A 23,921-nucleotide genomic window follows, 5' to 3' on the forward strand; every position below is an offset into this window, starting at 1 on the left:
GTCCGCCATGAATCAGTTTGCTATTCTGTATGGCGAGCGATTTACTGCCGCTCGAAGCTGACAGAATTCAAAACCGCCTCGCACACAAAAATACGGACAGGCCCAGCTAACGCGAATTGGTTCGAAGACGCCGGTCCCAGACAACCACGTCCTCGCACGTAATCTCCGATCCGTCTTCGCGCAGAAGCGGCGCACTTCGGACGCACTGTCCCGACCGCGCATCGAACAGCTCCGTCACTACGCCTTCCTGGCTGCACGACCAGTGGTCTGCCCAGCACTTGAGCGCCACGTAAACCGGTAGGAAGGCGCGCCCCTTCTCGGTCAGATGGTAGCTAGGCCGCTTTGCCTCGACACTCGATCGACGTTCCAGCAGGCCTGCACCAACAAGCGACTTAAGACGCCTACTCAGGACATTCGACGCGATGCCAAGTACCCCTTCGAATTCCTCGAAACGGGAACGCCCATAGAACGCCTCACGCATGACAAGGATGGCCCATCGGTCACCGACCACCCGTGTCGCCTCTGCGACCGAACAGCGCCTTTCAGCCGCCGGCCTGCCCACGTCCGACTCGACTTCGCCCACGCCGTGGGGCAACGAAAGATAACGCATCGTTGACATCTTCCATCAGATTGCGTGCGAACATAGGGATACCAATTATTTAATGTTTGAGGCAATCACCAAGATCCATCGTGGCGCAATCGCTTTTGCAGTACCCCAGGATAGCGTCGGTAACGCGAACGTCCTACTCGGCTGCGATACCCTTGTCGCGGATCACCTTGCCCCACTTGGCGTAGTCCTGGCCGATGCGCTGGCTCATCTGCGCTGGCGGCTGGAAGTTTGCGATGGCCCCGGCCTTCAGCAGCTTGTTCTGCACGTCCTTGTTCGCCAGGATCTTGCCGACCTCACCGGAGATACGGTCCACCACCACTTTAGGCGTTCCCGGTGGCGCCAGCAGGCCACCCCAAGACACCGCGTCATAGCCCGGGAACCCCTGCTCGGCAATGGTCTTGACGTCGGGCAGGATACTCACGCGCTGCGGCGAGCCGATCGCGATCGCACGCAGCTTCCCTGCCTGAATGTGCGGCAGTGCGCCAATGAGATCGGCGTACATCACGGGCACCTGGCCACCAAGGGTGTCGCTTATCGCGGGCGCAGCGCCCTTGTAGGGCACGTGTTGCATATCAAATCCGCCGATCTGCTTAAGCAGTTCCATGCTCAAGTGGCCGAAGCTGCCCGCGCCCGAACTGGTGTAGTTGAGCTTGCCAGGCTGGTCCTTGGCTTGCGCGATCAGCTTGGACAGGTCCGTCACCTTGGGCAGCGCTGTCGGGTTGACCACCATCACGATCGGCAGGTCATAAACGGTCGCAACGGGCGTGAAGTTCTTGGTGGTGTCGTACCCTGCCCGCTTGTACAAGTGCGGCGCCAACAGCGTGGGCATGGCCAGCATCATCAGCGTGTAGCCATCGGGCGCGCCCCTGGCCACCTGGGCAGCCGCGATAGAGCCCGAAGCGCCAGCGCGGTTTTCCACCACCACCGGCTGTTTGAGCGCCTCGCCCAGTTTCAGTGCCACGATGCGAGACGCAGTATCCGTGGGCCCCCCCGGCGGGAACGGCACGACCAGCTTGATCGGCTTGCTGGGCCAGTCTTGCGCAAAGGCGCTCGCAATCACCAGCGGCATGGCGGCCAGGCCCAAGATGGCCCGACGCCGGGCGTGGACCATACGACTGATAAATCGAATACCCATGTTTGTTGCTCCAGGTTGGGATGAATACTAAGGACTGAATCCAGCGGAGTCGCTTCGTCACGCAGAGGTGTGAACGTATGGGCAAGCCGCTGCCGGACGTACGAGGGTATGCGTCATCCGGCTTGCTGACTGGCGTGTCTTGCCCATCTGTGCGTGCGGGTCGGACATTCAAGCTTCGGCAGCAGGTGTCAAGTCGGGCGACTTAGCACCGGTCGTCTCCAGATTGCCAAGGACCAGAAACAGGGCAATACCCCCCATAATCATCAGCGCGCCCAGGGCGAACAGGCCATTGTTAAGACTGCCGGTCGTAGCCTTGATCCAGCCAATCATGGTGGGGCTGAAGAAGCTGCCCAACTGACCCAGGCTGCTGATGACGGCAATCCCCCCTGCCGCGCCAACACCAGATAGGTAGTGTTGCGGAATCGCCCAAAAGACAGGTAGGGCCGAGAAGGAAAACGTCACTGCAATAGCAAGCAACACCAGTGCAGCCGGCAAGCTGTGTGTCCAGAAGGCCAGGACAAACAACGCAATGCCGCCGCCGAACGTACAGACGAGATAGTGCCAGCGTCGCTCCTGCGTTGTGTCCGAATGTCTGGAGATCAGAAGGATTCCAATTGCCCCGATTCCATACGGAATCGCGCTGAGATAGCCGACCTCAAAGATCGTCTTCGCACCGGCGTCCTTGATCACGGCTGGTAGCCAGAAGCTGATCGCCATCGTTCCGCAGTACAGCGAGAAATAGACAGTAGCCAAGAGATACACACGCGCATCCCTGAGCACCTCCCTCATGGTATTCGCTGCACCTTCGGTCTTTCGTTTGTCCTCTTCGCTCAGCCTGGCGAGCAAGGTATCGCGCTCCTGCGGCGACAGCCACGCGGCGGTGCGCGGACCGTCATCGATCATCCAGTAGGCCATGATCCCAAGTACTACCGCAGGAATTCCCTCCAGTATGAACATCCATTGCCAGCCTCTGAGACCATGAAGCCCATTGGTATGGTCGATGATCGTTCCAGACACGATTCCCCCCACGACGCCTGCAACGGCAATGCCCACGAACATCCACGAAGTCACGGTAGCTCGCCGGTTTGACGGGAACCAGTAGGTCAGATAGAGCACGATCCCGGGGAAGAAGCCGGCCTCGAACAGCCCCAACAGGAAGCGCATCCCGTACAGTTGCCAAGGCTCCACAACAAACGCCATCCCGGCCGAAACCAGACCCCAGCATGCCATGATCCGCACGAAGGTTCGGCGGGCGCCGACCCTGTGCAGGAGGAGATTACTGGGCACTTCGAACAGGAAATAGCCGATAAAAAAGATCCCCGCGCCCAGCCCGTAGACGGCATCGCTGAAACCGAGATCGCCCTTCATCTGCAACTGCGCAAAGCCAATATTGATACGATCAATGAAGGAAACCACATAGGAAACGAAGAGGAAGGGAATCACGCGTAGCGTGACTTTCCGATAAAGTGCGTCCTCCACCGCGGCGCGGCGGTGTTGATTTTTGGGGATCATGTTTGTCTCCGAATGCCTCTGCCTGCAGCAGAAGTCGTTATGTGCCGCGCCACCTATTCCGTTGGCGTCGCGATCGATGACTAAGGCTGGCCATTTCCTTTGCCCCAAGGCAGCGCGGGCCACCTTGGTGGACTGTAGTTATATCTCAGTCGTCTACACCCGCAACGATGCGCGCGTCCCTTTCAGCGCCATCGCCCAGCACAGCCAATGCCGCCTGATAGGCCTCGCTTTGATATGCTGCGAGAGCCTGCTCGAAGCTCGAAAATTCAACCACGACAGTCCTCTGCTTCAGACCCGCCTCGAACGCGAAAACCTCGCCGCCTCGCGCCAGAAATCTTCCGCCTGCTGCGCTCACTACAGGTCCTGCGAGGGCACCGTACGCTGCCAGCTTGTCTGGGTCATGAATCGCTCGATACGCTGCCACCCAATATCCTTCTGCCATCTTTCTTCCTCGGTAGAAAAAACACTTGAGACCGGAAACCATAAAGCACGTGTACGCATGCGACAAAGGACGGAAAAGATATCCATTGGTCCTCGTCCACAACTGCGACGGTGAAGCGGGAAAAGTCAGCTCGCCGCGTCGTGCATGAGCTTGCTCATCCGCTCATCAAGACTGACGCCCATTGCATCGGTGGTGGGATTGTGGAACTGGCCGAACAGTGAGGAGGGCAGATCGTATTCGATCGTGGTGCCGCCCGACGCGTTCTGATAGATGACCGCGCGCAGCGGCGCATACAGGCCAGCAGCCCGAATCTCGCGTGTCATCGTGGATGCCGACAGGATATCGCCAATGTAGTAGGCCTTCAGGTTTTCCGTCGGACCGTTCAGCGCGAGCACCTTACCATGGTAGGCGATGTAGTGAATGGACAGGCCGTAGTTCCTGATGATTCGCGTCGCCGAATCCCGAAGCTGGTCGGTCTGGCCGTTCTGCAGCATGTCCCGCATTGGCTGATCCAGGCGACCCAACCTACTCTCGATAAACCCGCACACGTCGTCATACCGCTTCTTCGTTTCAATAATCACGTGCTTCATCACGACATCACGGATCTGTGGCTTGATGTCGTCTGCCGCATGCCCCGGGATCGGCAACATCGCCGACGCCACGGCGCCGACCACGATGCCGATCAATCTACTACTTGCTTTGCTCATAGAAGTCTCCTGTTTTTCGCTCGTAAATCTACCCGCGCGATCCCTCATCCTGCAAAGGCGTTGGCCTGATCAATCCGCCTCGATGGCGGCCGCGACGTCTTGATCCGATCCGACGACGTCCTGCACTTCCGCCGGCGGCGGGCACTTCACCGAGTCCGGAAGGCCGCCGACGAGGATTCCCGCCTCGACGGCCGCGCGCAATTCGCTCTCTGACAAGCCCACGCTGCGGAACACCTGTTCGTTATGCTCACCGCGAAACGCCGGTGCGCTGCGCGGGCTGAGCTGGTCATCCGAAAACCGCCACGGATAGCCGTGGAGAAGATACGAACCTCCTCGCCGGTCAGGTACCTCCTGCACAGCACCCCACTGTTTCGCCCATTCGGTCTCGGCAAGTTCCTTGAGCGAGCGGATCTGGCCAATCGCGATCTTTGCTTCGTCGAGCTGCGCGTCGAGCGTTTTCAAGTCGCGGAACGTCAGCATCCATTTCTGGATCACTGCATGCAGCGCGCCGTAGTTCTGCATACGCCGCTCAGCGGTACTGAAGCGCGGATCGCGCCCTAGGTCCATCCGGCGCATCGCGCGCAGGTAGTTCGGAAACGTGTTACTGCCGACGATGCTCTGCGCCGCGACGAAGGCCTCGCCTCCCGGCCCGACGAAGTGCGGGCCTTCGGTCGCGCCGAGCACACCCGGCTCCGCGCCGGTATCTACATCCGCGAGATCGAGGTGCGCGCGTTCGTTGATGGACAGCATCACCGCCGCCATCGCCACATCGATGTACTGTCCGCGGCCAGTCACTTCGCGCTTGTGCACCGCGGCGAGCACCGCGATGGTTGCCTGCAGGCCCGCGTAGACGTCTGCGTGCGACAGCGGATCCGTCCACTTTCGGCCCGCATCGATGCCTTCGAAATGACGCATCGTGTTGTGTGTGAAGCCGGCTTCGGCTTGCACCGTGGGCGCATAGGCCATGCGCGATGCCCACGGTCCGCGCTGGCCGTAGCCCGTGATCGACACATACACCAGCCGCGGATTGCGCTGGCTGAGCGTCTCGTAGTCAAGGCCGAACGACTTGAGCGTGCCCGCGCGGAAGTTCTCGACGATGATGTCAGCCTCGTCGCATAGGCGCAGCACCAGCTCGCGCGCGTTGCCAACGTTCAAGTCGATACTGATGTTTCGCTTGCCGCTGTTCTGTTGCGCGTAGTAGCCCGACATGCCGTCCTGGTTCGGGAACGCGGCGCGCGACACGTCCGGGCGAGGCGGCTCGATCTTGATCACGTCCGCGCCGAGATCGGCGAGCGTGCGTGCACAGAGCGGTCCGGCCAACACGCGAGAGAAATCGACGACCTTGAGTCCGTCTAGTGGTCCAGTCATGTTAGTTCCCCTCAAATTCCGCCGTGCCGGGACCAGTCTTGCCAAAGGCTTCGAGCCCTCGCTTGAGGTCATGTGACGCCCAGATCGGCTTCTGCAGTTCGAACATCGCTTCATCGGCGGCTTGAAGGCCGTCGTTGAGCGCGACGCGCACAAGTTGCTTCGTAGCGCCATGCGCAATGGTTGGGCCGGCGGCCAGTTCCTGAGCGACCGACAGCCCAACCTCGTCGAGTTTCTCGTCGGGCACCACCAGGTTGATCAGACCCCAGCGTTCCAGCGTTGCCGCGTCATACCGCCGGCCGAGCATTGCCATTTCCTTGGCGCGGGCTGGTCCCGCCCGCACCACCTGGCGCTGGATTCCCCCAAGCAGCGGATGCAGACCGAGTGCGACCTCGACCGACCCAATCTTGGCGGATTCCGCGACCACGCTGTAGTCGCAGGCAAGCACCACCTCGAAGCCGCCACCAAGGCAAGTGCCATTGACGGCCGCGACGATCGGAATTGGCAGCGTTTCGAACGCACGCAGGATTTCGAGCGGATCGACCAGTCCTTTGCCCTCTCGCGCAATGCGATCCGGAAACAGCGCAACTTCGGCGCCGGCCGAAAAATGCCGCAATCCGCTGCGCAGCAGGATTGCGCGGGAACCGCGCTTCACCGCAGCGTCGAATTCATCGAGCAGCGCACGGTACATCGTTGGACCCATTAGGTTGTGCGGACGAAAGTTCATCGTCAATACTGTCACGCGCTCGTTAATCTCACACATCACAATTGGTTCGCTCATTCTTGCTCCATGTATTTGGTTCTGGCGTTGTCGCGTTGAACGGGCAACGCTTATTGCGAAGTTCCCCTGGCGTGCACCCGGGAATCGTCCTGGCTTGCAGCGTCTATCCGGCTGGCCCTCGGCGCATCTGGACGCCAGTCAATTCGCAAAGATCGTCGAACGATATGTCCGAGCAGATCTCCACGACCTCCAGGCCGGAAGGCGTTACATCGATAACCGCCAGATCGGTGTAGACCCGGCTCACACAACCCATCCCGGTAATGGGGTAGGAGCATCGTTCGACGATCTTGCTTTGGCCTTGCTTCGTCATATGCTCCATCATCACGTAGACCTCCTTGGCGCCAGTTGCGAGATCCATGGCACCGCCAACCGCTGGAATGGCGTCGGCTTGCCCCGTGTGCCAGTTCGCCAGGTCGCCAATGACCGATACCTGGAACGCGCCCAGCACGCAGTAGTCCAGGTATCCGCCACGGATCATGGAAAAGGAATCGGCATGGTGAAAGAAGGCGCCTCCGGGAAGCAGCGTGATCGGCTCCTTTCCTGCGTTGATCAGGTCATCGTCTTCCCCATCGGGCCCCGGCGCAGGTCCCATTCCCAGGATGCCGTTTTCGCTGTGAAGAATGATTTCCCGATGTGGGTCCAGATGGTTGGCGACAAGTGTCGGTACGCCAATGCCAAGATTGACGTATGCGCCTTCCGGGATGTCTCGCGCAACGCGTTGCGCCATTTCTATCCGTGTAAGCTTCTTCATTTCCGGGATCTCACTCAATTCTTCCGTCGGACTTGCAGCAGGAGACCTGTACCACGCGTTTCACAAAGATTCCCGGGGTCACGATGGCCTCTGGATTCAATGTGCCGAGCGGAACGACTTCGCTGACCTGGGCGATCGCAGTCGTCGCCGCGCTGGCCATGACGGGACCGAAATTGCGACCGGCCATCCTGTAGGTCATGTTGCCCCACCGGTCTGCACGATATGCTTTCACCAACGCATAGTCTGCTTTCAGCGGTAGCTCAAAGACGTAGTTCTTGCCATCCAGCTCGCGGGATTCTTTTCCTTCGGCAAGCTTGGTGCCGTAGGCTGTTGGGGTATAGAATCCGCCGATTCCGGATCCCGCTGCCCGCATACGTTCCGCCAACGTACCTTGTGGAATGACTTCAAGTTCCACTTCTCCCGCCCGATACGCCGCGTCAAACAGTGTTGCGCCGGCGAGCCGCGGAAACGAGCAAATCAGCTTTCTTACCCGCTTCTGCCGAATGAGCGCGCCGAATCCCGAATCGTCGCTGCCGGAGTTGTTGCTGATAATGGTGAGATCGCGTGCACCCTGTGCAACCAGCGCATCAATCAGTTGCAAGGGGAGGCCTGCCCGCCCGAAGCCGCTGATCATGATGGTTGCACCATCGTGGATGTCCGCCAGCGCGGCTTCGCATGTTTCCAGAATCTTGTTGAGCATAAGAAATATCCAAAAACGGCCCACTGACGCATCTGGCCGCCTGGACAAACGGCGTACGAACGACGTCCCTTGCGGTGATCTGGAGCCAGACCTGGCGACATCTGTTGTGAGGAGCGAAGGTCCGCACCACGATCCCGCTTTGATGAAAAGCGATCTCGAGCGAGGCGAGCAGCCAGGGAGTTTGGGGAAACCGCGGTGGCGGATCAACCGCCACCGCAGGCTGTTGCGTACCGGCGTACGAACTGCATCAGACGAAACGGGGGACGATCAGCCTTCGCTCGGATCATAGGGCGACGCGCAGTTTTCAAGTTTCCACCGCTTCTCAGCTTCCGTATCGGGGCGCGGTGGGTGGATGCTGTCGATCAACCACAGTTCGCGCGGTGTTTCGCCGACATGTAACTCAAAGTGGTAGCCCCGATCCTGCACGAAAGGTGCAATTGCGGCATTAGCCTTGCGCAGCCAGGACGCCGTCCACTCGGGGTCCTTGGAGATGTGCCTGGCGAATTGGTCCAGTCGGATCCTGACAAAATCGCCTCGCGCTTCGCCTCCCATGTAGAAGGAGTCTTTCGGCTGTTCATGAAACAGAACACCCACGTAGAAGCGAGGAATGATGTAGATGTCAGCGATACGATTGGCCATCTCCTTTTTGTCTTCTGCCGTGTAGGCGCCGACTGGATGATAGATATTCCACAAAGGCATTTTAGTCTCCATACTGGTTAGATGCCGCCGTTCTCTGTCAATTCGCCTGAATTTCTTTCGAAATATGACGGGACATACGTAAGGCGTCGATATCGATAGCTCAGGATCGAGCTACCGCCTGTCAGCTCCCCTTCGGTTGCGTGGGAAGCGTGCCAACCGGGTCCGTTGTGATCAGCTTCTTGTTCACGAACTCTTCGAATCCGGCCATCGACAATTCGCGCCCGAAGCCGGAGTTCTTTATGCCGCCAAACGGCAACTGAGGCGTCGTCGAGAACGGTCGATTGACAAACACCATGCCGCTATCGATACGCGCTGCGATCTTCTCGCCGCGCTCAGGATCGGCTGTCATGACGGAGCCACCGAGCCCATATTGCGTATCATTTGCGAGCCGAATGGCTTCTTCTTCATCTGCAACAACGAAAAAGGAAGCGACAGGGCCGAAGAACTCTTCCTGATAGATCGGGGCGTTCGTGTTGATGTTGCCAAGGATGGTGGGCTCGATATAAAACCCGTCACGATCAATGCGATGGCCGCCACATTCGATCACTGCGCCGGCATCCACTGCGCGCTGGATTTGGCCAAGAAGGTGATCGAGGGCGCGTTCCGACGAAAGCGGACCAAGTGTCGTGTTTGCATCCGCAGGGTCGCCAGCCTGCAGCGCGGTCATGGCTTTTTTGAAGCCGCTGAGGAATTCCTCACCGCGCTGTTTGCCCACGACAATGATGCGCTTCGAGCCAACACAAACCTGTCCGCAATTCAGAGTGCGGCCGATTAATGCGGTATTGATGGCCCAGTCGAGCGGAGCATCCTCCAGGACGATCATGGCATCGTTGCCACCGAGTTCGAGTACGACCTTTTTCAAATTGCGCCCGGCCCGTTCAGCAACTGCGGCGCCGGCTCTTTCACTGCCCGTGAGGGTGACGCCGCGCACTCGTGGATCGTCGATAATCGCCCCGACTTGATCGATCGACGCGAAGACGTTGGTGTACACGCCCTCCGGGGCACCCGCTTCTTCAAACAGTCGGGCAAAAGCCAGCGCGCATTGCGGGACGTTTTCGGCGTGCTTCAAGATGAGCACATTGCCAACCATGAGCTGTGGAGCCGCAACGCGCGCGATTTGGTAGTATGGGTAATTCCACGGTTCGACACCGAGCAGGATGCCAATGGGATGAACATGGACTTTGGCACCGGACACTTCCGGCACCTGTTTCGGCTCAAGGAACTCTTGCGCGTGCTGCGCGTAATAATCGAGGATACTTGCCGACAGCCTCACTTCGACGCGGGCTTCAGCGATTCTTTTTCCCATTTCCATCGTGATAATCTGCGCGTACTCTTCTGCCTTGTCCCGCAGAATGGATGCCGCCTTGGCGATAATCTGCGCACGATCCGCAACTGACCGGTGCCGCCAATCCCGTTCAAAAGCATTTTGAGCCGTCGCAATATTCTTCGCGATCTCGTGGTCCTTCGCGGTGTCGAACGACTTGACTAGCTTCCCTGTCGCCGGGTTGATTGTCTGGTATTCCATCTGGCGGTCCTCGGTGTGTCAGCGGAACATGGACTGAGTTTCTTCACCATCCATGCATCGTTAACACATTCTGGAATCCAGGCTGCCGGCTGACAATCCCATTGGAAATGGATGCGGCGTTAACTACCAGTGAACATGACGCCATCGACACAGGCACTAGAACGGAGGCGTGGCACGTCGGCTAGTGTGCACGTGACGCGGCCTGGAGTGGCGGGGGCAGCCGCTTTCGGCCTCATGATGAGGTGTGCGCAGGTGGCCTTTTGGACGTGCACCTACTGGTGGCGAGTAGTATGGTCGCACTGAACCAATGGTTCAAAGGGGCAATTGTGATGGCGCCCTGCGGCCGCGAGATCGTTGTGATTCCTTGTGACGCAGCGGCACACCAATTGTGGTGGGGTGTCGATCTTGCGCACCGCTTTTGAGGGACCGGCGCAATTTGAGGCGCTTATTTCCAGCTCTCAGCGTATTCCCTCAATTCCTTTTCAAGAAACTCAATCAGCGCCCGCTTTGCGGGTGACGGGAAATGGCTGGGCACCGTGAGAATGTACAGGCTGTTTAGTTGCCCGACGATCCGGTACTGCGGAAGTACTTGCTGGAGATTTTGGGCGGTCGACCCGCGCATGGCGTATTTTGGCAGAATGCCGATTCCCATGCCTTCTAGCACAGCATCGAGAATAAAGGGGTAGTCTGCCGATTGCAGCGTTGGCTGGATATGGATGAGCTGGGCGTCTGTATCGTCATTTCGATTTCGAAGCTCGATCGTCGTTTCCTGGCTCGGCGGCAGCCCGATAAAAACGTGCGACGCGAGGTCTGCAGGGTGGTTAATCGGTCCGTGACTCCTAAAATAATCCGCGGATGCGCAAAGGACCCAGTCAATGGAGCAAACTTCACGTGCGACGTAATCCAAAGGCGGTGTTCGCTCGATGCGAAGCGCGATATCGATTTCGGAAGCGATAAGATCTTCGACCCTGTTATTGAAGGTGATCGTCAGCGAGATCCCCGGATGAATCCGCGCGAATTCACGTAGCTTCGGCCCGACGAACAGCCTGCCAATTCCGGTGGGTACGCTGATGCGAATCCGACCCGTCAGCGTGTGCCCAAGCATGTCGATGGATGCGCGGGCGTTGTCCAGATCATCAAGCGTACGCCGTCCGGCGGCATAGAGTATCTGGCCTGCTTCGGTCAGCTCGAAACTGCGTGCCGATCGTCGAACAAGTTGCGCACGTGTTTCGCGTTCGAGAACCTTGAGTCTCTGGCTGATGTTTGACTTCGACATATCGAGCTTGCGCGCTGCCGCAGCCAGGCCATGGCACTCCACAATCTCAACGAATAGCGTGATCAGGTTCAGGTCCATTCGGCGGACTCGATACGTGGCGGAACCAGGTGTGCTTTCGCTCTTATGCCGGGCCTTATCCACCGCAAGGCCCCGGTCAGTATGCGCTTCAACTTCTCCCGATCAATTCCGCATTTAATCCGAACAGCCGCCACTCTGAAAGCGCGTAAGTTTCGTACACGCCCTCGGCGTGGTACGGGTCCTCTAATACCAGCGCCACCGCCTCGTCTTTCGACTGTGCCCGATAAATGAGCAGCGCACCCGAGTCGTCTGCGAAAGGGCCACCTATCATCAGCGCGCCTTTCGCCCTGATCGCCCGCGCATACGACCGGTGCGCAGGCCTCACCCGCTCGATGCGGGAGTGGTCGGAAACGTATTTCGCGTAATTGACATAAAGCCTCGCGGGGCGTCCGCCCGGTGCGACCGATGTAGCACCAGAGGCGCGCAGTTCCTTGGGCTGAGCTTGCCGATCCGCCGTGACGACCGAAGCGGCAAGGGTATTGACGTCGACGTTTCTGCTAAGCACGGCCCACTCCGCCAGGCGATAGTCGGCGATCGCACCTTGCAGAACGAACGGATCTCTTTGCGCTAACGTCTCAGCTTCCTGTTTAGACGCAACCTGATAAACGAGCAGGACGCCGCCGGCCCGCCCGTCGTCGTCGAGCAACGGCCCCCCCATCACTAGCCGGTCGTGTTCGCGAAGCGCATCTGCATATGCAACGTGTTCGGCTCGGGACGCGTTCACTCTGTCCCGATCGTGAACGTACTTCGCGTAGTTCACGATTTTCATTGAGCCAGGATCTCCTGACAGGACTTCAGAAAGCGTGGGAAGCGCAGGCGCCGCGGCTTGCACGGCAGCGTCTTGGGAGAGCGAGGACGCTGCCATAGCCGAGGACATGTCGGCAAGCGCAAGGCCCGCGACGCCTGCGGCGGCGGATACAAGGAAGCGGCGGCGTGACAGATCTTGTGACACGATGTTGTCCTTGAGTTGGGGTATCTGTGATGAAGGTTGGTTAGTGCGCTTCAATGCCGAGGATGAACTCGCGAGCCAGCCGGAGACAAACGATCCGCGCATTCTCGGGTGACGTGGCGCAGCCAGATATCGAACGTCGTTTTACTGTCCCTTCGAGGCTTTCACCAGTACGGCATGCACCGCCTTCAGTATTTCATCGGACAACGACGGGTCGCTTTTGGCGACAGCACGGGCGGCGGCCATTGCCCCGATCTCCGCCGCGACAATGGTCATCGCCAGACGGCGCCGTTCGGCCTCGGGCATAGATTCGTCAAGCACGGCCTCGAATGCGCTCGCCTTTTCCTGAAACCCTTTGGCGAACCGTGCACTGATGTCCTTTCCATGTCGCCCGATTTCGCTAGCCGACGCCGTCATCGGGCAACTCATGCCAGGATTGTCGCGTCTTAGCGGCGAAAGCAAATAGTCGAGATATCCCGATACGCTGCGCGTGCGGCGCGTTGCCTCGCCCCGGAACGCTTCGCGGCTCCGCGCCAGGCCCTGCGAAAAGGCTTCTGTCGCAAGATCGTCCTTCGAGCGAAAATGCGCATACAACGCCCCATGTGTCAGCCCGGCTTCGCGCGCGATTTCCGCAACACCCACGCCATCGATACCTCGTTCGCGAAATAGCCGGCCGGCCGTGGCCAGCAAGGCCGCGCGGTTTTCGTCAGATTGCTCTCGTCTTACATACACCATGAATGTCCCCCGATTGCTTCGGTGTCAGACCACGTTTCGGACTGATGCACATGCTCGAGTCTCGTCAATCTTCGGAAATGGCTTTGGACTACGGCCTCAGGACGACCGCTCCAATCACCTCCCTGCCTTCGAGCATTCGGTGTGCGCGACATGCTTCGGCGAGCGGGATCTCTTCAGCGATCCGAACGTTGATGTTTCCAGCCACTACGTGGTCAACCAGGAACTGAAGGCCTTGACTCGTTCTCTCGACATCATCGTAGAGCACTGGCAGGTAGAATCCGGCGAGGCTTGACATCGGGTCATCAAGCGACGGGGTTCGACAGGTTTTCCGGGGCCACGGGCTGACCCAAAGATGACGCAGCGTCCGAAGTCGGCTAGGCATTCAAAGTTTCGTTCGAACACATCCCCGCCAATTGACTCCAACAGTACATCTACTCCGCGACCACTTGTCGCCTGCAGTACCTCACTGGGCCAGTCGGGTCTTTCATAGTCGATCGCGAAATCTGCGCCTATTGCGAGCGCATAATCACGTTTCTCTGGTGTTGCCGCGGTCGCAATGATGGGGCCGGCACCCATAATTTTTGCGATCTGGACCGCAATGCTGCCGACCCCGCCGCCGGCCGCATGCACGAGGATGCTTTCCCCCGTTTTGAGCACAGTTGACGCGGTCAGGAGACAGTAGGCGGTTAGCCCTTGCATGGGAATCGCGGCCAACACCGATTCGTCGGCATCATCGGGCACCACGACGCAATCTGGACCCGGTGCTATCAGATATTCGGCATAAGCTCCTTTCCGGACGTGCGCAACGACCTTCCGTCCATGCAGGACCCGGTTCGCTGTCGGGCCAAGCGCGACGACCGTTCCGACGGCCTGTGAACCTGGAACGTGAGGAAATGAGATGCCCCCAACACGTGTCGCCGCCTGATTGTAGACTCCGAGACGCTGCCGCACGTCGACGAAGCTGACGCCAGCCGCAACGACCTTTATCAGAACCTCGTCATCGCGCGGAACTGGAACTTCAACATCAGAGAAGCTGAGCACATCTGCTTCGCCAAATGCATTCAATTGAATGGCTTTCATACTTCCTTTCGCTCGACTCAAGGACGATTCAGTTCAACTCAGTCTAGGATTAATTGCGGTCGCAATCAAGATAGGCATAAATCCATGGCGCGGCGGGTATCGAGTCGCGCCTACATGGCGTGATCAACGCCTTAATTCGAGAGAAGAAAAATTCACATTGAAGGCAACGGCCCAGTCGCGTACCGCACAAGCGCTGAGGCGCCGCTGGCCTTGAGCTCGCGACGCGTCAATGGGTTCGAAGGCATCGCCGCTCCTGTACGCCCTTACCGCGCCCGCGCCATGACCACGCTGACGCCGATACGCGATCGAAACCTCAGGCCTCGGGCTCATAGTCCCACATGCCGACGCCCAGGCTATCGCCCAAGCTTGCCTTCATCCTGTCCCGAAAGATGCGCAATGCGGGGTAAGGGCGAAAAGCGATGGTCCGCTCGACCAAGAGGCCGTTAGCGTCGTCCACCAGCAACTCCAGGCTCTCGAGTGGATGACCGTCAATCGTGCCTTTCCAGCGCAGCAGTGTGGTGTTGGCGTCAATCTTGCACTCAAGGACGTACTCGCCCGGACTTCCTCGGGTGGTGCTGGATTGGACCAAAGTTCGGGCGACTGCGTCGCGCCCAATAATGGGGCGTACAAGCAGCGGACTGTTGAAGACGACGTCCTCCGCGAGGATGGCGGCAATCGCCTCATACGTGGGAATGCTCGATTCCCTGAGCTGACGAAGTGGGTGCATGCGATGTGCCTCCTGGTTGGGGTGTGCCCCCGTCTAGTCTCTCAAAAAACCGTCTCGCTCCTGCGGCTTCAAAATTGATGAACGCGTGGTGGGATACGGAAAACGGGTTCAGATAGTGCCGGAGCCGCGCAGCATAACCAGCGCATACCAAGCGCCTGCTTATCGGGTCTCCTGAATCTCTTCACCATCCTTACATCGTTGGCTCATTCTGGATTTGACCTGGCCGCCTGACAATCCCATTGGGACAGGACGCAGCGTTCACCGCTAGTTAACGTGGAGCGGTCAACGTCAGTCTCCAAATCGGATGGGCAGGCACGTCGCTCAGTGCGCAATTTGGGTACAGATGTCCATTCGACGCAACTTCCTTTTCTTACCTGCGCGCCTCAACCGCGTGCACGGCATCGAGAACGACGTTTGCCACTTCCTCGGGTCGCGACTGCTGCGGGACATGGCTTGTCGGGAGACTCGTCACACGTGCGCCAATCTTCTTCGCCATGGCCCGCTCCAGATCCGGCTGGATCATCCGGTCGTGTTCGCTGATGATGTACCACGAAGGCTTCTCAGCCCAGGCAGCAACCGTCGTCTTTTCGCCAAATGCCATGGCCTTGATCGGCCCCTGCGTGGCCGCCATGACGCGCGCCTGCGCGGCAGGGACATCCTGCGCAAAATCGCTGGTCAGCGCGGCCTCGGGAAGCGACAGGTAGCCTTCAGCATCCACAACCAGCTTGGCGCTGCCGGGCGCGGGTGCGAATCCCTTTCCCGCCTCTTCCGTCGACTGCCCGGCATCGGGTGCGAAGGCAGCCACATAGACCAGTGCGGAGACCCTGTCATTCGCGCCAGCCTCGGAGATGACGGTGCCGCCCCACGAGTGGCCCACCAGAACGACCTTGCCGGACTGATTGTCGATGGCACGACGCGTGGCAGCCACGTCTTCTGCAAGCGAGTTCAGCCCGTTCTGAACGGCCTGAACCTTCACGCCTTTCGCTTGCAGGAGCGGGATGACTTTCGCCCAGTCAGAGCCGTCGGCAAAGGCGCCATGCACGATCACAACGGAAGCCTGGTTGACGTCGTCCGCTGCAAAGGTGGGCGCGCTGACGGCCATGCCGAATGCCAGCAGCGCGAGAGGGGCAAATTTGCGATTCAACATATCGATTCCTTTTTGGGTAATAGGTAAACTGTGGGAGTTGGCGAGCCGTGTCGATGGCGCCGCCGACTTCTACTGCACGGTCACCGCCTTTCCGGTGTCCTGGTAGTCGTAGGCAAGCTTTCGACAAGCGCACACGTCGAGCCCAGGTCAACGGTATTGGCTTCCAGGAACGACCGCATATGCCGGCCATCGGGCGCCACCGTCACACGCAGACCGTTCTTGGTGAGATAGGCCGAGACCAATTCGCGGATTTCCCAGTCGTCATCGACGATCAGGATGTGGTCGACGTGCGAGTCCATCGATTTCACCTCGGCAGCCCTGTGATCGATTGCTGCGGGAAGCTGGGGCGCGTCCTCCCGCCACTGCCGTGCCTGACGTTGACGTTTGCGCACCCAAGTCTGGTGCGACGGATTGCCCAGATCGCCGCCTGCGTTTGAGGTTTAGCTGGTACTCGGCGCGCCTTCTTTTCTTGCCACGCTGTTCTGGATTTCAATGGCCTTGATGCTCTTCGCAAAGGCCTTTGCCAGAACGTGTCTACCGATGGTTCCGAGCACGAGCCCGAGCACCCGTCCTTTGATGTTCTTTCCTTCCCGCACCACGACCGCGTCCAGCGCGGTCGTCCCGTCAGGCAGACGCGTGAACGTATAGGTATGGCCTGACCGGCCTCCCCATACGTTGGAGTCGGTTGTCGTCAAGACGACACAATCGGGATCCGACCAGTCGTAATGCAGTCGTTCCCAGATGCCGCCCGAGCCCTCCGTGACGTCGGCCTCGAAGGCGCCCCGGTGATGCACCTTCAGGTATTCGTCTGCGCTGTTGCCGAAGAGCTCCGAGCGACCAGGACCGAAGTCAGTCAGCGCAGCGACAAACTGCTCGGGCGTCGAAGTGGTCTTATAGTGAAAGTGAATTGTCGACATGGTGAGTTTCTTCGTCGGGCGTGGGCCCTGATCCTGAAGCAGGATGATGCCTCGCAGCATGCTGTCCTGCATGGTGGCATCGCCCATGCAATTGCCCGAGCGCCCCCACCCATGTCGGGGCCTGCCGGGAGCGGCAACCGCGTCAAGGTGTGGGCCGTCACGCGGCTTTTGTCCTGATAGGAGCGGGCCTGTTGCGCCGAGGCATTTGCTAATGATTGGCCCTTTCCGTCGCATCTCAAATGACAAATATGCCGCGATTCAGGACACAAACTAATAATGCAGGCGCAAAGGCTGTATGGGTTCGCGATGGGCGATGAAACCTGAGATGAGCATAGAGCTGTTCCGGAACGTCACCTGCGGGACGAGCGTATTCGGCCCGATGATGTCCTCTCGCAATGGAGCGAGCGCCTGCGCGAATCCCTTCCCGGCCAGCGTGGATGGCAAGCCGCGGAGGCGAGCTCGGAGCTGCCCGGCTTTCCCGTCTCGCGGCCTATCGACTGAAGGGGATTGCGCGGAATTCCGGCGCGGATGTTGATCGCCTTCGGCTCATACGACAGCGCCGTGTACACGGAGATAAAAAAGCAGATGGCGCCGAGGGCGGTCAGGAAGTCGTCCATGATTCCTCCTTGTTTCCCCGCCATGTTGGCCGTCCCGCTTTCGGGGCAAGCGCTGCCAGACTTCACTCGCACTTCAGCGTATCGGACCTGACCAAGGAGGGTATGGCTCCATCGTAAGGTCAATGCACCATGACATTCAAATAATTGTCATGGATACAATCGGCGGCATTGACGGGGGTGCATGGTATATTCGCATACGAACTAACTCCCACGTCCAAGCGGATCCCGATATGGAACATCACCTTGTCTATCTGTTGAATGTGGGCCAGCGGCGCCTGCAGCGGTGGTCACAAGCGCGAGTGGCCGGAGGCGGCGTGACTGCAGCCCAGGCAGGGCTCCTGTTTTTCCTGGGAGGCAACGACGGTGCGCTGATGAGCGAGGCGGCTGCCGCATTGGACCTGGGGGCACCGGGGATGAGCGGCCTTGCCGACCGTACGGAAAAGGCGGGGCTAATCGAGCGCCGGCCGGACGAGTCCGATCGCCGTGTGTCACGCCTATGGTTGACCGAAGCCGGCCGCGCGCCAGCGCTCGAAAGCCGGAATGAAGGCATTGAACGCCAAACTAACGAAAGGCTTCACCGAGGCCGAGTTGGATATCGTCGCACGGTGGCTGACAAGCCTGCAGACAAAATTCCCGGCCACTGACGACAGCGAAGCCTAGCCCTGGACAGCGCGGGCCGCGATTCGCATGAAATCAGGCTTGCGCTTCTCGGCAAAGGCCGAGAAGGCTTCCCTCGCTTCCGCACTGGCGAGCCGCTCCTCGAACCGGGCGCTTTCGCTCGCCATTTGCGCGACCAGTCTTTCCGCGTCGCGCATCAGCGTCTTCATTGCGTTCAGCGAGCCAGACGGCTTCCCGGCAATCCTGCGGGCCATCCGCGCCGCTTCCTCCCGCAGTTGATCGGTGGCGCAGACTTTGTTGGCGATGCCCCATGCAACGGCGTTTTGTGCATCGAGCGGCTCGCCCAGCGCGAACATCTCGAAGGCCCGGGCATGTCCAATGCGCAAGGGCAACAGGTAGCTCGAAGCCGCTTCGGGAACGAGGGCGAGGTTGACGAAGGGCGTGATGAGCTGCGCATCCTCTGCGAGCACGACGTAGTCGCAATGGAGCAACATGGTGGTGCCAACCCCGACCGCCTTGCCGTTGACTGCGGCAACGAGCGTCTTCGTCGCATTGGCGAGCGCGTGCAGGAAGCGATGCACGTTCCGTTCGCCGGGCCCCTTTCCCGCCGCGATCGCCGCAAACTCCCCCACATCACTGCCGGCCGTGAAGCTGTCTCCATCGCCCTGCAACAGCACGACGCGGATACTGTGGTCCTGCTGCGCCGCGTCGATCGTATCGGCCAGCACGCCGTACATCTCGTTCGTCATGGCATTTTTCTTCTCCGGCCGGGCAAGCGTAATGGTCAGGACGCCGTCGCTCAGGTCAAAATGGATTTCCGGGGTCATGGTCGACCTCTAGGTGGGTTGGGTGATGAATGTCACAGGCATTCACTAGGTTCGCATGCGAAGTATATGTACATTTCGTATGCGAAGTAAACGGCTCGAGAATTCCCGTGCCAGCCACCAGAGATCGCTCCCCCTCCCCCGTCAGCCTCAGTGAGCCTCAGAGGAATGGCGAAATGTTCCGCAGCGCGCGCCACAAAGGCGTCCTTCTCCCCGACCGGCGCGACGTAGTGAATCGCACTGCACGCAGCATCCACGCCTTTCAGTCGTGCGATGAACCAGGCACCCAGATACGGCGCCGACAAGCAACCGCCCGCAGTCGCCACGTTCCCATGGGCCACAAATGGCTGATCCAGCACGGCGACTCCGGCTTCCTGCACCCACGACTTCGTGGTCAGGTCTGTGCACGCCGGCACGTCGCCCAGCAAGCCGAGTCTAGCGAGTATCAACGTCCCCGAACATTGCGCACCGAGCAACTGACGTGTCGGGTCCAGCTTCAATTGCGACATCAGTGCCCTATCGGCGACAACATCGCGCGTGCGCACCCCGCTACCGACCAGCACCGCGTCCGCCTCGCAGGCCTCCTCGAGCGAGGCCTGCGACTCTATCACCAGGCCGTTCATCGAACGTATGGTGGCAGTCGGACTGGCGATCGACACGCGCCAGTCCGACTGCGTGACCCGGTTAAGGATGTTGAAGGCGATCAGCGAGTCGAGTTCGTTGAAGCCTTCGAAGGCCAGGATGGCGATGTGCACGGCGAGCCTCAAGTGTGTGTCCTTGTACAGGCCCATTCTGGAGCGGATAATCAATACGCTCAAATAATTGTCATGGATACACTCCAGCATGCGCCAGGCTCGCTACAAGCAACTGGTCGACCGCCTCGCGGACGACATTCGCGCCGGGCGATTGCGTCCCGGCACGCGGCTGCCGACGCACCGCGACCTTGCGGCGCGCGAAGGACTCGCGCTGGTCACAGCCACGCGCGTCTACGCTGAGCTTCAGGAAATGGGGCTGGTGAGTGGAGAAACCGGACGCGGCACGTTCGTCAAGGAGGCACTGCCCCGTGGCCAGGGCGTCGACTTGCTGGCCTGGAGCGCCGACACGGTCGACCTGAGCTTCAACTACCCCGCCTTGCCGGACCAGACAGAACTCCTTCGGACGGCGCTGCGCCAGCTCGCAGCCGCGGGCGAGCTGGAAGCGCTGCTTCGCTACCAGCCTCACGGCGGGCGCGAGCACGAACGCGAAGTGGTGGCACGGCATCTGGCGAACCGCGGCGTGCCGGCATCAGCGGACACCGTCCTGCTGACGAGCGGCGCCCAGCATGGATGACGATGACAGCCATGGCCGCGCTCGAACCGGGCGACGTGGTAGCCGTGGACGCCCTGACTTACCCGGGATTCAAGCTCGCCGCCGAGGCCAACCGCCTGGAACTCGCGCCGCTTCCAGCCGGCGCACAGGGCCCCGATCTGAACGCATTGCTGCACTTGTGCACCCAAAGACGGGTTCGCGCCGTGTACACCATGCCGACGCTGCACAATCCGCTCGGCTGGGTGATGAGCGCAAGCCGACGTCGGCAGTTCGTCAGCATTGCGCGCCAGCATGGCCTGCTAATCATCGAAGACGCCGCCTACGCCTTCCTGGCCGATGATGCACCGCCTCCGTTGGCGTCGCTCGCGCCGGAGACAACAGTGTATGTATCGAGCCTGTCAAAGAGCGTGGCAACGGGGCTGCGCGTCGGCTTTGTTTGCGCCCCGCGCGAACTCGTACCCAAGCTCGAGAGAACCATCCGCGCGACGACCTGGAATACACCCGCGATCATGACAACCATGGCCTGCGGCTGGATCGAGGACGGCACGGTGGCAAGACTGGAAGCCGCCAAGCGACAGGATGCAGCGGCGCGCCAGCGTCTTGCCTCTGAAGTGCTCGGCGGGATCAAGCGAATCAGTCATCCCGCTTCGTACTTCGTCTGGCTTCCCCTGGAAGAGGAGGTCCGCGCGGACGCGATCGCCATGGCGCTGATGCGGGAGCGGATCTCGGTCTCCACGGCGCATCCGTTCTCTACGTCCGGTACGGTTCCGCGTGCGATACGGCTGGCGCTGGGCTCCGTCAGCATGGACGCGCTCAGGCATTCACTTCAGGCGGTGGCCCGCGTGATTGCCGATCATACCTACTGACGGTGCTTCGCGCGGCCTGATTGCAACCCGGTAAAAACAATGCACGACGAGTCTCGCGCACGCCAGCCACAACAACGCGCAGACAAGCCCACCGGATCGGCTGCCCGCCGACACGCGCGTAAAGCGTAATCGCACCTTGAAACGTTCCTTAGCCAGGCGTCGAATTCGGCATCGACTGCTCTGATGGTACCCGGCGGAAAGCACCCGAAGAATACGATGTCTAGTCGTAGTCAAACACCGGTCACTGGTATCACTACCCCCGCGACGGAGAAGGGTTGCCGGATACGGCCAGTTGCTCCTCTAGCTTGAGTCGGTCATTCGAAACCGGCTTGCGCCATTCAAGAAACTGGACGCCGTCGAATCGCATTCATACCGATATGCCCCAGACCCACTGATCTCGAAATCACACTGACGAGGCGCGCTGTACAAATGGCTGCGCAGACGACGATCGCCTCCCTCCCCCTCCGTTGACCGGGTTCGGCCATAAGCGAGGTTCGCCGATGCGCCAGGCCGGACATCCGAATGTCTGCTACGAGCAAATTGCGGCCCCGCCCGTCGTTGACATTCAGGGCGAAGCCTCCGCTGTTTCCCTTTTTCTAACTAGCCACCTTCAGCAGAATTTTTCCGCCCTTCTCGGCATGGACGATCGCAGCACCGATTTCCTCGAGTCCGTATTCCGCCGCGATGGGAACTGACATCTGCCCGATACCACCATCTGCGCGGCTGACACCATCGGTGATTTGATTGGCGAAGTGAGGGTTTCCTATCGAGAAGCCACGAATAGTCAGGTCTTTGAAGATGATGGGCTTTCATGGCCGGAACCCCTTTTACTGGTGCACGGAAGGTTCAGCCAGAGCAAACCATTCGTGCCTTTGGGATTTGAAGGGGTAGTACGCGCCACAACGCGACAAGACTGTTCAGAACACAGGCTCAGTCCGTGCGCCATGCAACCGAACGAAAATCGATGGACACGAGAAGCGGGTCATCGATCTTTTGCCCTGCCGTGTCGTAGGCATAGACGCGACGCGACATCGGGACGATGATGCCGCCAACGTTCTGATAGTTCGATGCGTAGTTGGCGCCGGGCGCACCATTCACCACCTCCACTGTGAAATCGTGGCGGCGCAGCAGGCCGTCTTTGCCGAAATAGGAGATCTGCTCCCGGCTATGGCTCGCAATCGAGTCCGGGAACGTCACCTTCAGCCGCTGCCACACCTCTCCGTTTTCTTTCCATTCGGGCAACACTTCCGTATGGAAGCCTGGGTATGTATAGAGAAACGGTATGGTCAGGTAGGTCCAGAGGGCGTAGCTGCCAAAGTACAACGCATGCAAGCGGTCCCACTGGGTCTGCAGAGTATGGCCTTCATACGACGTCCTTGGCGCGTGGCGCTCTTCGATCCAATCTCCTTTTAACGATTCGATTCGCACCAGGTCCGGCGTGAAATGGCCTTTCCAACCGGCAGTCTGCGACGTCATCGCAAGGCGTTCCGTTCGCAGGTCCGCCTCCAGTTCGACGTCCCTGAACATTTCAGGTTGCCCCTTGACCTGCCATAGGGCACCGCCGATATCCAGTCTGGCGGATACGGCGCGGAGCTTCCTCCAGTTCTTGATCCCTCCGTGGGCCCCGACTGCTTGTTCAAGTAATGCGCTCATCAACTGCTCCTTTCACTGATATGCCTTTCCGCCGATTCACGCGGCTGCCGGCGCGGTATAATGTGCAGGTCATTCGCACTGCAGAATCAGTATTACGTTCGTACTGCAGATTGTCAAGTATCAGTGTGTTGGGATTGCTAAGCAATGGGACATTCACAAGCAGAGAAGGCGGCCAGCCGAGAGCGCATCCTGGACGAAGCCGCACGTCAGATAAGCGAACGAGGGCTTGATAGCGTTGCTGTGGCGGAGTTGATGCAGAACGCGGGCCTCACCAAGGGGGCCTTCTATGGGCATTTCGAGTCTCGCGACGCAATGATTGCCGAGGCGGCCAGGCGCGCCATGGATAGAGGCCAGACCAAGCTCGATGCGCTTTTTTCGCGCAAGAAGAAACCCACTCTTGAACAAGTAGTGGATACGTGGCTTGATCCCGCTCATGTGGCCGATCCGACGGGCGGCTGCGGCATTTGCACGCTCGCCGGAGAAGCACGCTACGCAGGCCCGCAGGTCCAGCAGGTCATTGCCGAACAGTTCAACAAAAACGTGCAGCAGATTGCGCAGACCATCGGCAGCGGCGAGGCGGCGACCGCCCGCGCAACGGCGATTCTCACCGCCATCGTCGGCGCGGTGAGTATGTCGCGGGCGGCGGGTGACGCCAGCCTTGCACGGCAGATTCTCGCAAACACAAAGGTGCTAATCATGCAGGCCAACCCTACTGCGATTTGAAGCAGGCACGTCGTTGTGAATGCTTAAACTGCGACCGTCTCGTTCAAGCCAGAGACGGCCGCGGCATCTCCGGCAGAAGCCGGCGGCCAATTGGACAAGGGCATGACGATCTTCGCACGGATCGAACGTGCTGAGGCCGCACGCAACGCCGGTCTGGCAATGCCGCTGACCCATGG

At 59.7% G+C, this 23,921-nt stretch carries 21 protein-coding genes and 5 pseudogenes; 3 read left to right on the top strand and 23 right to left on the bottom strand.

What is annotated here, in order from left to right; genetic code table 11:
- Positions 1-106: 106 nt before the first annotated feature.
- The 20 genes and pseudogenes from AC3FNH_RS31295 to AC3FNH_RS31390 all read right to left on the bottom strand — a co-directional run bounded on the left by AC3FNH_RS31295 (position 107) and on the right by AC3FNH_RS31390 (position 17,753).
- Positions 107-619: a winged helix-turn-helix transcriptional regulator gene (locus AC3FNH_RS31295; RefSeq protein WP_488722849.1), complete on the bottom strand. Its 513-nt coding sequence runs from the start codon at positions 617-619 to the stop codon at positions 107-109.
- Positions 620-743: 124 nt separating this feature from the next.
- Positions 744-1,721 (bottom strand): Bug family tripartite tricarboxylate transporter substrate binding protein, encoded by a 978-nt coding sequence (locus AC3FNH_RS31300; RefSeq protein WP_488722865.1) that lies wholly within the window; start codon positions 1,719-1,721, stop codon positions 744-746.
- Between the two features lie 192 nt (positions 1,722-1,913).
- Entirely contained in the window at positions 1,914-3,257 is a 1,344-nt protein-coding gene (locus AC3FNH_RS31305; protein ID WP_488722850.1) for an MFS transporter, read from the bottom strand.
- 145 nt (positions 3,258-3,402) lie between these two features.
- The gene (locus AC3FNH_RS31310; RefSeq protein ID WP_488722851.1) at positions 3,403-3,699 is read right to left on the bottom strand and encodes a DUF1330 domain-containing protein; all 297 of its coding nucleotides are present in this window, start codon (positions 3,697-3,699) and stop codon (positions 3,403-3,405) included.
- Positions 3,700-3,824: 125 nt separating this feature from the next.
- Complete coding sequence (locus AC3FNH_RS31315) at positions 3,825-4,406, bottom strand: DUF302 domain-containing protein (protein WP_488722852.1); 582 nt, start codon at positions 4,404-4,406, stop codon at positions 3,825-3,827.
- A 69-nt stretch (positions 4,407-4,475) separates the two neighbouring features.
- Positions 4,476-5,774 carry a CaiB/BaiF CoA transferase family protein gene (locus tag AC3FNH_RS31320; RefSeq protein ID WP_488722866.1) on the bottom strand — a complete coding sequence of 433 codons (1,299 nt, stop codon included), beginning with the start codon at positions 5,772-5,774 and terminating at the stop codon, positions 4,476-4,478.
- 1 nt (position 5,775) lies between these two features.
- Positions 5,776-6,552 carry an enoyl-CoA hydratase/isomerase family protein gene (locus AC3FNH_RS31325; RefSeq protein ID WP_488722853.1) on the bottom strand — a complete coding sequence of 259 codons (777 nt, stop codon included), beginning with the start codon at positions 6,550-6,552 and terminating at the stop codon, positions 5,776-5,778.
- Between the two features lie 103 nt (positions 6,553-6,655).
- Positions 6,656-7,303, bottom strand: coding sequence for a 3-oxoacid CoA-transferase subunit B (locus AC3FNH_RS31330; RefSeq protein ID WP_488722854.1), 648 nt, complete (start codon positions 7,301-7,303; stop codon positions 6,656-6,658).
- A gap of 10 nt (positions 7,304-7,313) precedes the next feature.
- Positions 7,314-8,003 (bottom strand): 3-oxoacid CoA-transferase subunit A, encoded by a 690-nt coding sequence (locus tag AC3FNH_RS31335; RefSeq protein WP_488722855.1) that lies wholly within the window; start codon positions 8,001-8,003, stop codon positions 7,314-7,316.
- Between the two features lie 267 nt (positions 8,004-8,270).
- A complete protein-coding gene (locus AC3FNH_RS31340; protein ID WP_488722856.1) occupies positions 8,271-8,702 on the bottom strand; it encodes a tautomerase family protein in 432 nt (143 codons plus the stop codon).
- Positions 8,703-8,823: 121 nt separating this feature from the next.
- Positions 8,824-10,227 carry an NAD-dependent succinate-semialdehyde dehydrogenase gene (locus AC3FNH_RS31345; RefSeq protein ID WP_488722857.1) on the bottom strand — a complete coding sequence of 468 codons (1,404 nt, stop codon included), beginning with the start codon at positions 10,225-10,227 and terminating at the stop codon, positions 8,824-8,826.
- A 445-nt stretch (positions 10,228-10,672) separates the two neighbouring features.
- A complete protein-coding gene (locus AC3FNH_RS31350; protein WP_488722858.1) occupies positions 10,673-11,581 on the bottom strand; it encodes a LysR family transcriptional regulator in 909 nt (302 codons plus the stop codon).
- A gap of 88 nt (positions 11,582-11,669) precedes the next feature.
- The gene (locus AC3FNH_RS31355; protein ID WP_488722859.1) at positions 11,670-12,350 is read right to left on the bottom strand and encodes a YciI family protein; all 681 of its coding nucleotides are present in this window, start codon (positions 12,348-12,350) and stop codon (positions 11,670-11,672) included.
- A 324-nt stretch (positions 12,351-12,674) separates the two neighbouring features.
- Positions 12,675-13,265: a TetR/AcrR family transcriptional regulator gene (locus tag AC3FNH_RS31360; protein WP_488722860.1), complete on the bottom strand. Its 591-nt coding sequence runs from the start codon at positions 13,263-13,265 to the stop codon at positions 12,675-12,677.
- Positions 13,266-13,353: 88 nt separating this feature from the next.
- Positions 13,354-14,345, bottom strand: a pseudogene (locus tag AC3FNH_RS31365) (quinone oxidoreductase family protein).
- A gap of 313 nt (positions 14,346-14,658) precedes the next feature.
- Positions 14,659-15,072, bottom strand: a complete 414-nt coding sequence (locus AC3FNH_RS31370; RefSeq protein ID WP_488722861.1) for a hypothetical protein — start codon at positions 15,070-15,072, stop codon at positions 14,659-14,661.
- Between the two features lie 370 nt (positions 15,073-15,442).
- On the bottom strand, positions 15,443-16,174 hold the full coding sequence (locus tag AC3FNH_RS31375) for an alpha/beta fold hydrolase (RefSeq protein ID WP_488722862.1): 732 nt from the start codon (positions 16,172-16,174) through the stop codon (positions 15,443-15,445).
- A 188-nt stretch (positions 16,175-16,362) separates the two neighbouring features.
- Positions 16,363-16,518: pseudogene (locus AC3FNH_RS31380) on the bottom strand (response regulator); the annotation flags it as partial.
- Between the two features lie 141 nt (positions 16,519-16,659).
- On the bottom strand, positions 16,660-17,223 hold the full coding sequence (locus tag AC3FNH_RS31385) for a hypothetical protein (RefSeq protein WP_488722863.1): 564 nt from the start codon (positions 17,221-17,223) through the stop codon (positions 16,660-16,662).
- Positions 17,224-17,486: 263 nt separating this feature from the next.
- Entirely contained in the window at positions 17,487-17,753 is a 267-nt protein-coding gene (locus tag AC3FNH_RS31390; RefSeq protein ID WP_276103448.1) for a hypothetical protein, read from the bottom strand.
- A 230-nt stretch (positions 17,754-17,983) separates the two neighbouring features.
- Here AC3FNH_RS31390 and AC3FNH_RS31395 point away from each other — a divergent pair.
- Positions 17,984-18,413: pseudogene (locus tag AC3FNH_RS31395) on the top strand (MarR family winged helix-turn-helix transcriptional regulator).
- On the opposite strand, the gene AC3FNH_RS31400 reads toward AC3FNH_RS31395, so the two are convergent.
- Positions 18,410-19,198, bottom strand: a complete 789-nt coding sequence (locus tag AC3FNH_RS31400; RefSeq protein WP_276103447.1) for an enoyl-CoA hydratase — start codon at positions 19,196-19,198, stop codon at positions 18,410-18,412. The pseudogene AC3FNH_RS31395 and the gene AC3FNH_RS31400 overlap by 4 nt on opposite strands.
- A gap of 157 nt (positions 19,199-19,355) precedes the next feature.
- Positions 19,356-19,950: pseudogene (locus AC3FNH_RS31405) on the bottom strand (DJ-1/PfpI family protein).
- A gap of 88 nt (positions 19,951-20,038) precedes the next feature.
- Here AC3FNH_RS31405 and AC3FNH_RS31410 point away from each other — a divergent pair.
- Positions 20,039-21,369 (top strand): annotated as a pseudogene (locus tag AC3FNH_RS31410) (aminotransferase-like domain-containing protein).
- Between the two features lie 930 nt (positions 21,370-22,299).
- Here the strand turns inward: AC3FNH_RS31410 and AC3FNH_RS31415 are convergent.
- The gene (locus AC3FNH_RS31415; RefSeq protein WP_488722864.1) at positions 22,300-23,022 is read right to left on the bottom strand and encodes a hypothetical protein; all 723 of its coding nucleotides are present in this window, start codon (positions 23,020-23,022) and stop codon (positions 22,300-22,302) included.
- A 144-nt stretch (positions 23,023-23,166) separates the two neighbouring features.
- Between AC3FNH_RS31415 and AC3FNH_RS31420 the strand changes: the two genes are divergently transcribed.
- Entirely contained in the window at positions 23,167-23,745 is a 579-nt protein-coding gene (locus AC3FNH_RS31420) for a TetR/AcrR family transcriptional regulator (RefSeq protein ID WP_276103444.1), read from the top strand.
- The last annotated feature ends 176 nt before the right edge of the window (positions 23,746-23,921 follow it).

The organism is Cupriavidus sp. 22TCCZM01-5 (assembly GCF_057798915.1).

Excerpts from the sequence above, each read along its gene's own strand:
- AC3FNH_RS31295 (WP_488722849.1), bottom strand. The coding sequence starts at position 619 with ATGTCAACGATGCGTTATCTTTCGTTGCCCCACGGCGTGGGCGAAGTC.
- AC3FNH_RS31300 (WP_488722865.1), bottom strand. The coding sequence starts at position 1,721 with ATGGTCCACGCCCGGCGTCGGGCCATCTTGGGCCTGGCCGCCATGCCG.
- AC3FNH_RS31305 (WP_488722850.1), bottom strand. The coding sequence starts at position 3,257 with ATGATCCCCAAAAATCAACACCGCCGCGCCGCGGTGGAGGACGCACTT.
- AC3FNH_RS31310 (WP_488722851.1), bottom strand. The coding sequence starts at position 3,699 with ATGGCAGAAGGATATTGGGTGGCAGCGTATCGAGCGATTCATGACCCA.
- AC3FNH_RS31315 (WP_488722852.1), bottom strand. The coding sequence starts at position 4,406 with ATGAGCAAAGCAAGTAGTAGATTGATCGGCATCGTGGTCGGCGCCGTG.
- AC3FNH_RS31320 (WP_488722866.1), bottom strand. The coding sequence starts at position 5,774 with ATGACTGGACCACTAGACGGACTCAAGGTCGTCGATTTCTCTCGCGTG.
- AC3FNH_RS31325 (WP_488722853.1), bottom strand. The coding sequence starts at position 6,552 with ATGAGCGAACCAATTGTGATGTGTGAGATTAACGAGCGCGTGACAGTA.
- AC3FNH_RS31330 (WP_488722854.1), bottom strand. The coding sequence starts at position 7,303 with ATGAAGAAGCTTACACGGATAGAAATGGCGCAACGCGTTGCGCGAGAC.
- AC3FNH_RS31335 (WP_488722855.1), bottom strand. The coding sequence starts at position 8,003 with ATGCTCAACAAGATTCTGGAAACATGCGAAGCCGCGCTGGCGGACATC.
- AC3FNH_RS31340 (WP_488722856.1), bottom strand. The coding sequence starts at position 8,702 with ATGCCTTTGTGGAATATCTATCATCCAGTCGGCGCCTACACGGCAGAA.
- AC3FNH_RS31345 (WP_488722857.1), bottom strand. The coding sequence starts at position 10,227 with ATGGAATACCAGACAATCAACCCGGCGACAGGGAAGCTAGTCAAGTCG.
- AC3FNH_RS31350 (WP_488722858.1), bottom strand. The coding sequence starts at position 11,581 with ATGGACCTGAACCTGATCACGCTATTCGTTGAGATTGTGGAGTGCCAT.
- AC3FNH_RS31355 (WP_488722859.1), bottom strand. The coding sequence starts at position 12,350 with ATGAAAATCGTGAACTACGCGAAGTACGTTCACGATCGGGACAGAGTG.
- AC3FNH_RS31360 (WP_488722860.1), bottom strand. The coding sequence starts at position 13,265 with ATGGTGTATGTAAGACGAGAGCAATCTGACGAAAACCGCGCGGCCTTG.
- AC3FNH_RS31370 (WP_488722861.1), bottom strand. The coding sequence starts at position 15,072 with ATGCACCCACTTCGTCAGCTCAGGGAATCGAGCATTCCCACGTATGAG.
- AC3FNH_RS31375 (WP_488722862.1), bottom strand. The coding sequence starts at position 16,174 with ATGGCCGTCAGCGCGCCCACCTTTGCAGCGGACGACGTCAACCAGGCT.
- AC3FNH_RS31385 (WP_488722863.1), bottom strand. The coding sequence starts at position 17,223 with ATGGGCGATGCCACCATGCAGGACAGCATGCTGCGAGGCATCATCCTG.
- AC3FNH_RS31390 (WP_276103448.1), bottom strand. The coding sequence starts at position 17,753 with ATGGACGACTTCCTGACCGCCCTCGGCGCCATCTGCTTTTTTATCTCC.
- AC3FNH_RS31400 (WP_276103447.1), bottom strand. The coding sequence starts at position 19,198 with ATGACCCCGGAAATCCATTTTGACCTGAGCGACGGCGTCCTGACCATT.
- AC3FNH_RS31415 (WP_488722864.1), bottom strand. The coding sequence starts at position 23,022 with ATGAGCGCATTACTTGAACAAGCAGTCGGGGCCCACGGAGGGATCAAG.
- AC3FNH_RS31420 (WP_276103444.1), top strand. The coding sequence starts at position 23,167 with ATGGGACATTCACAAGCAGAGAAGGCGGCCAGCCGAGAGCGCATCCTG.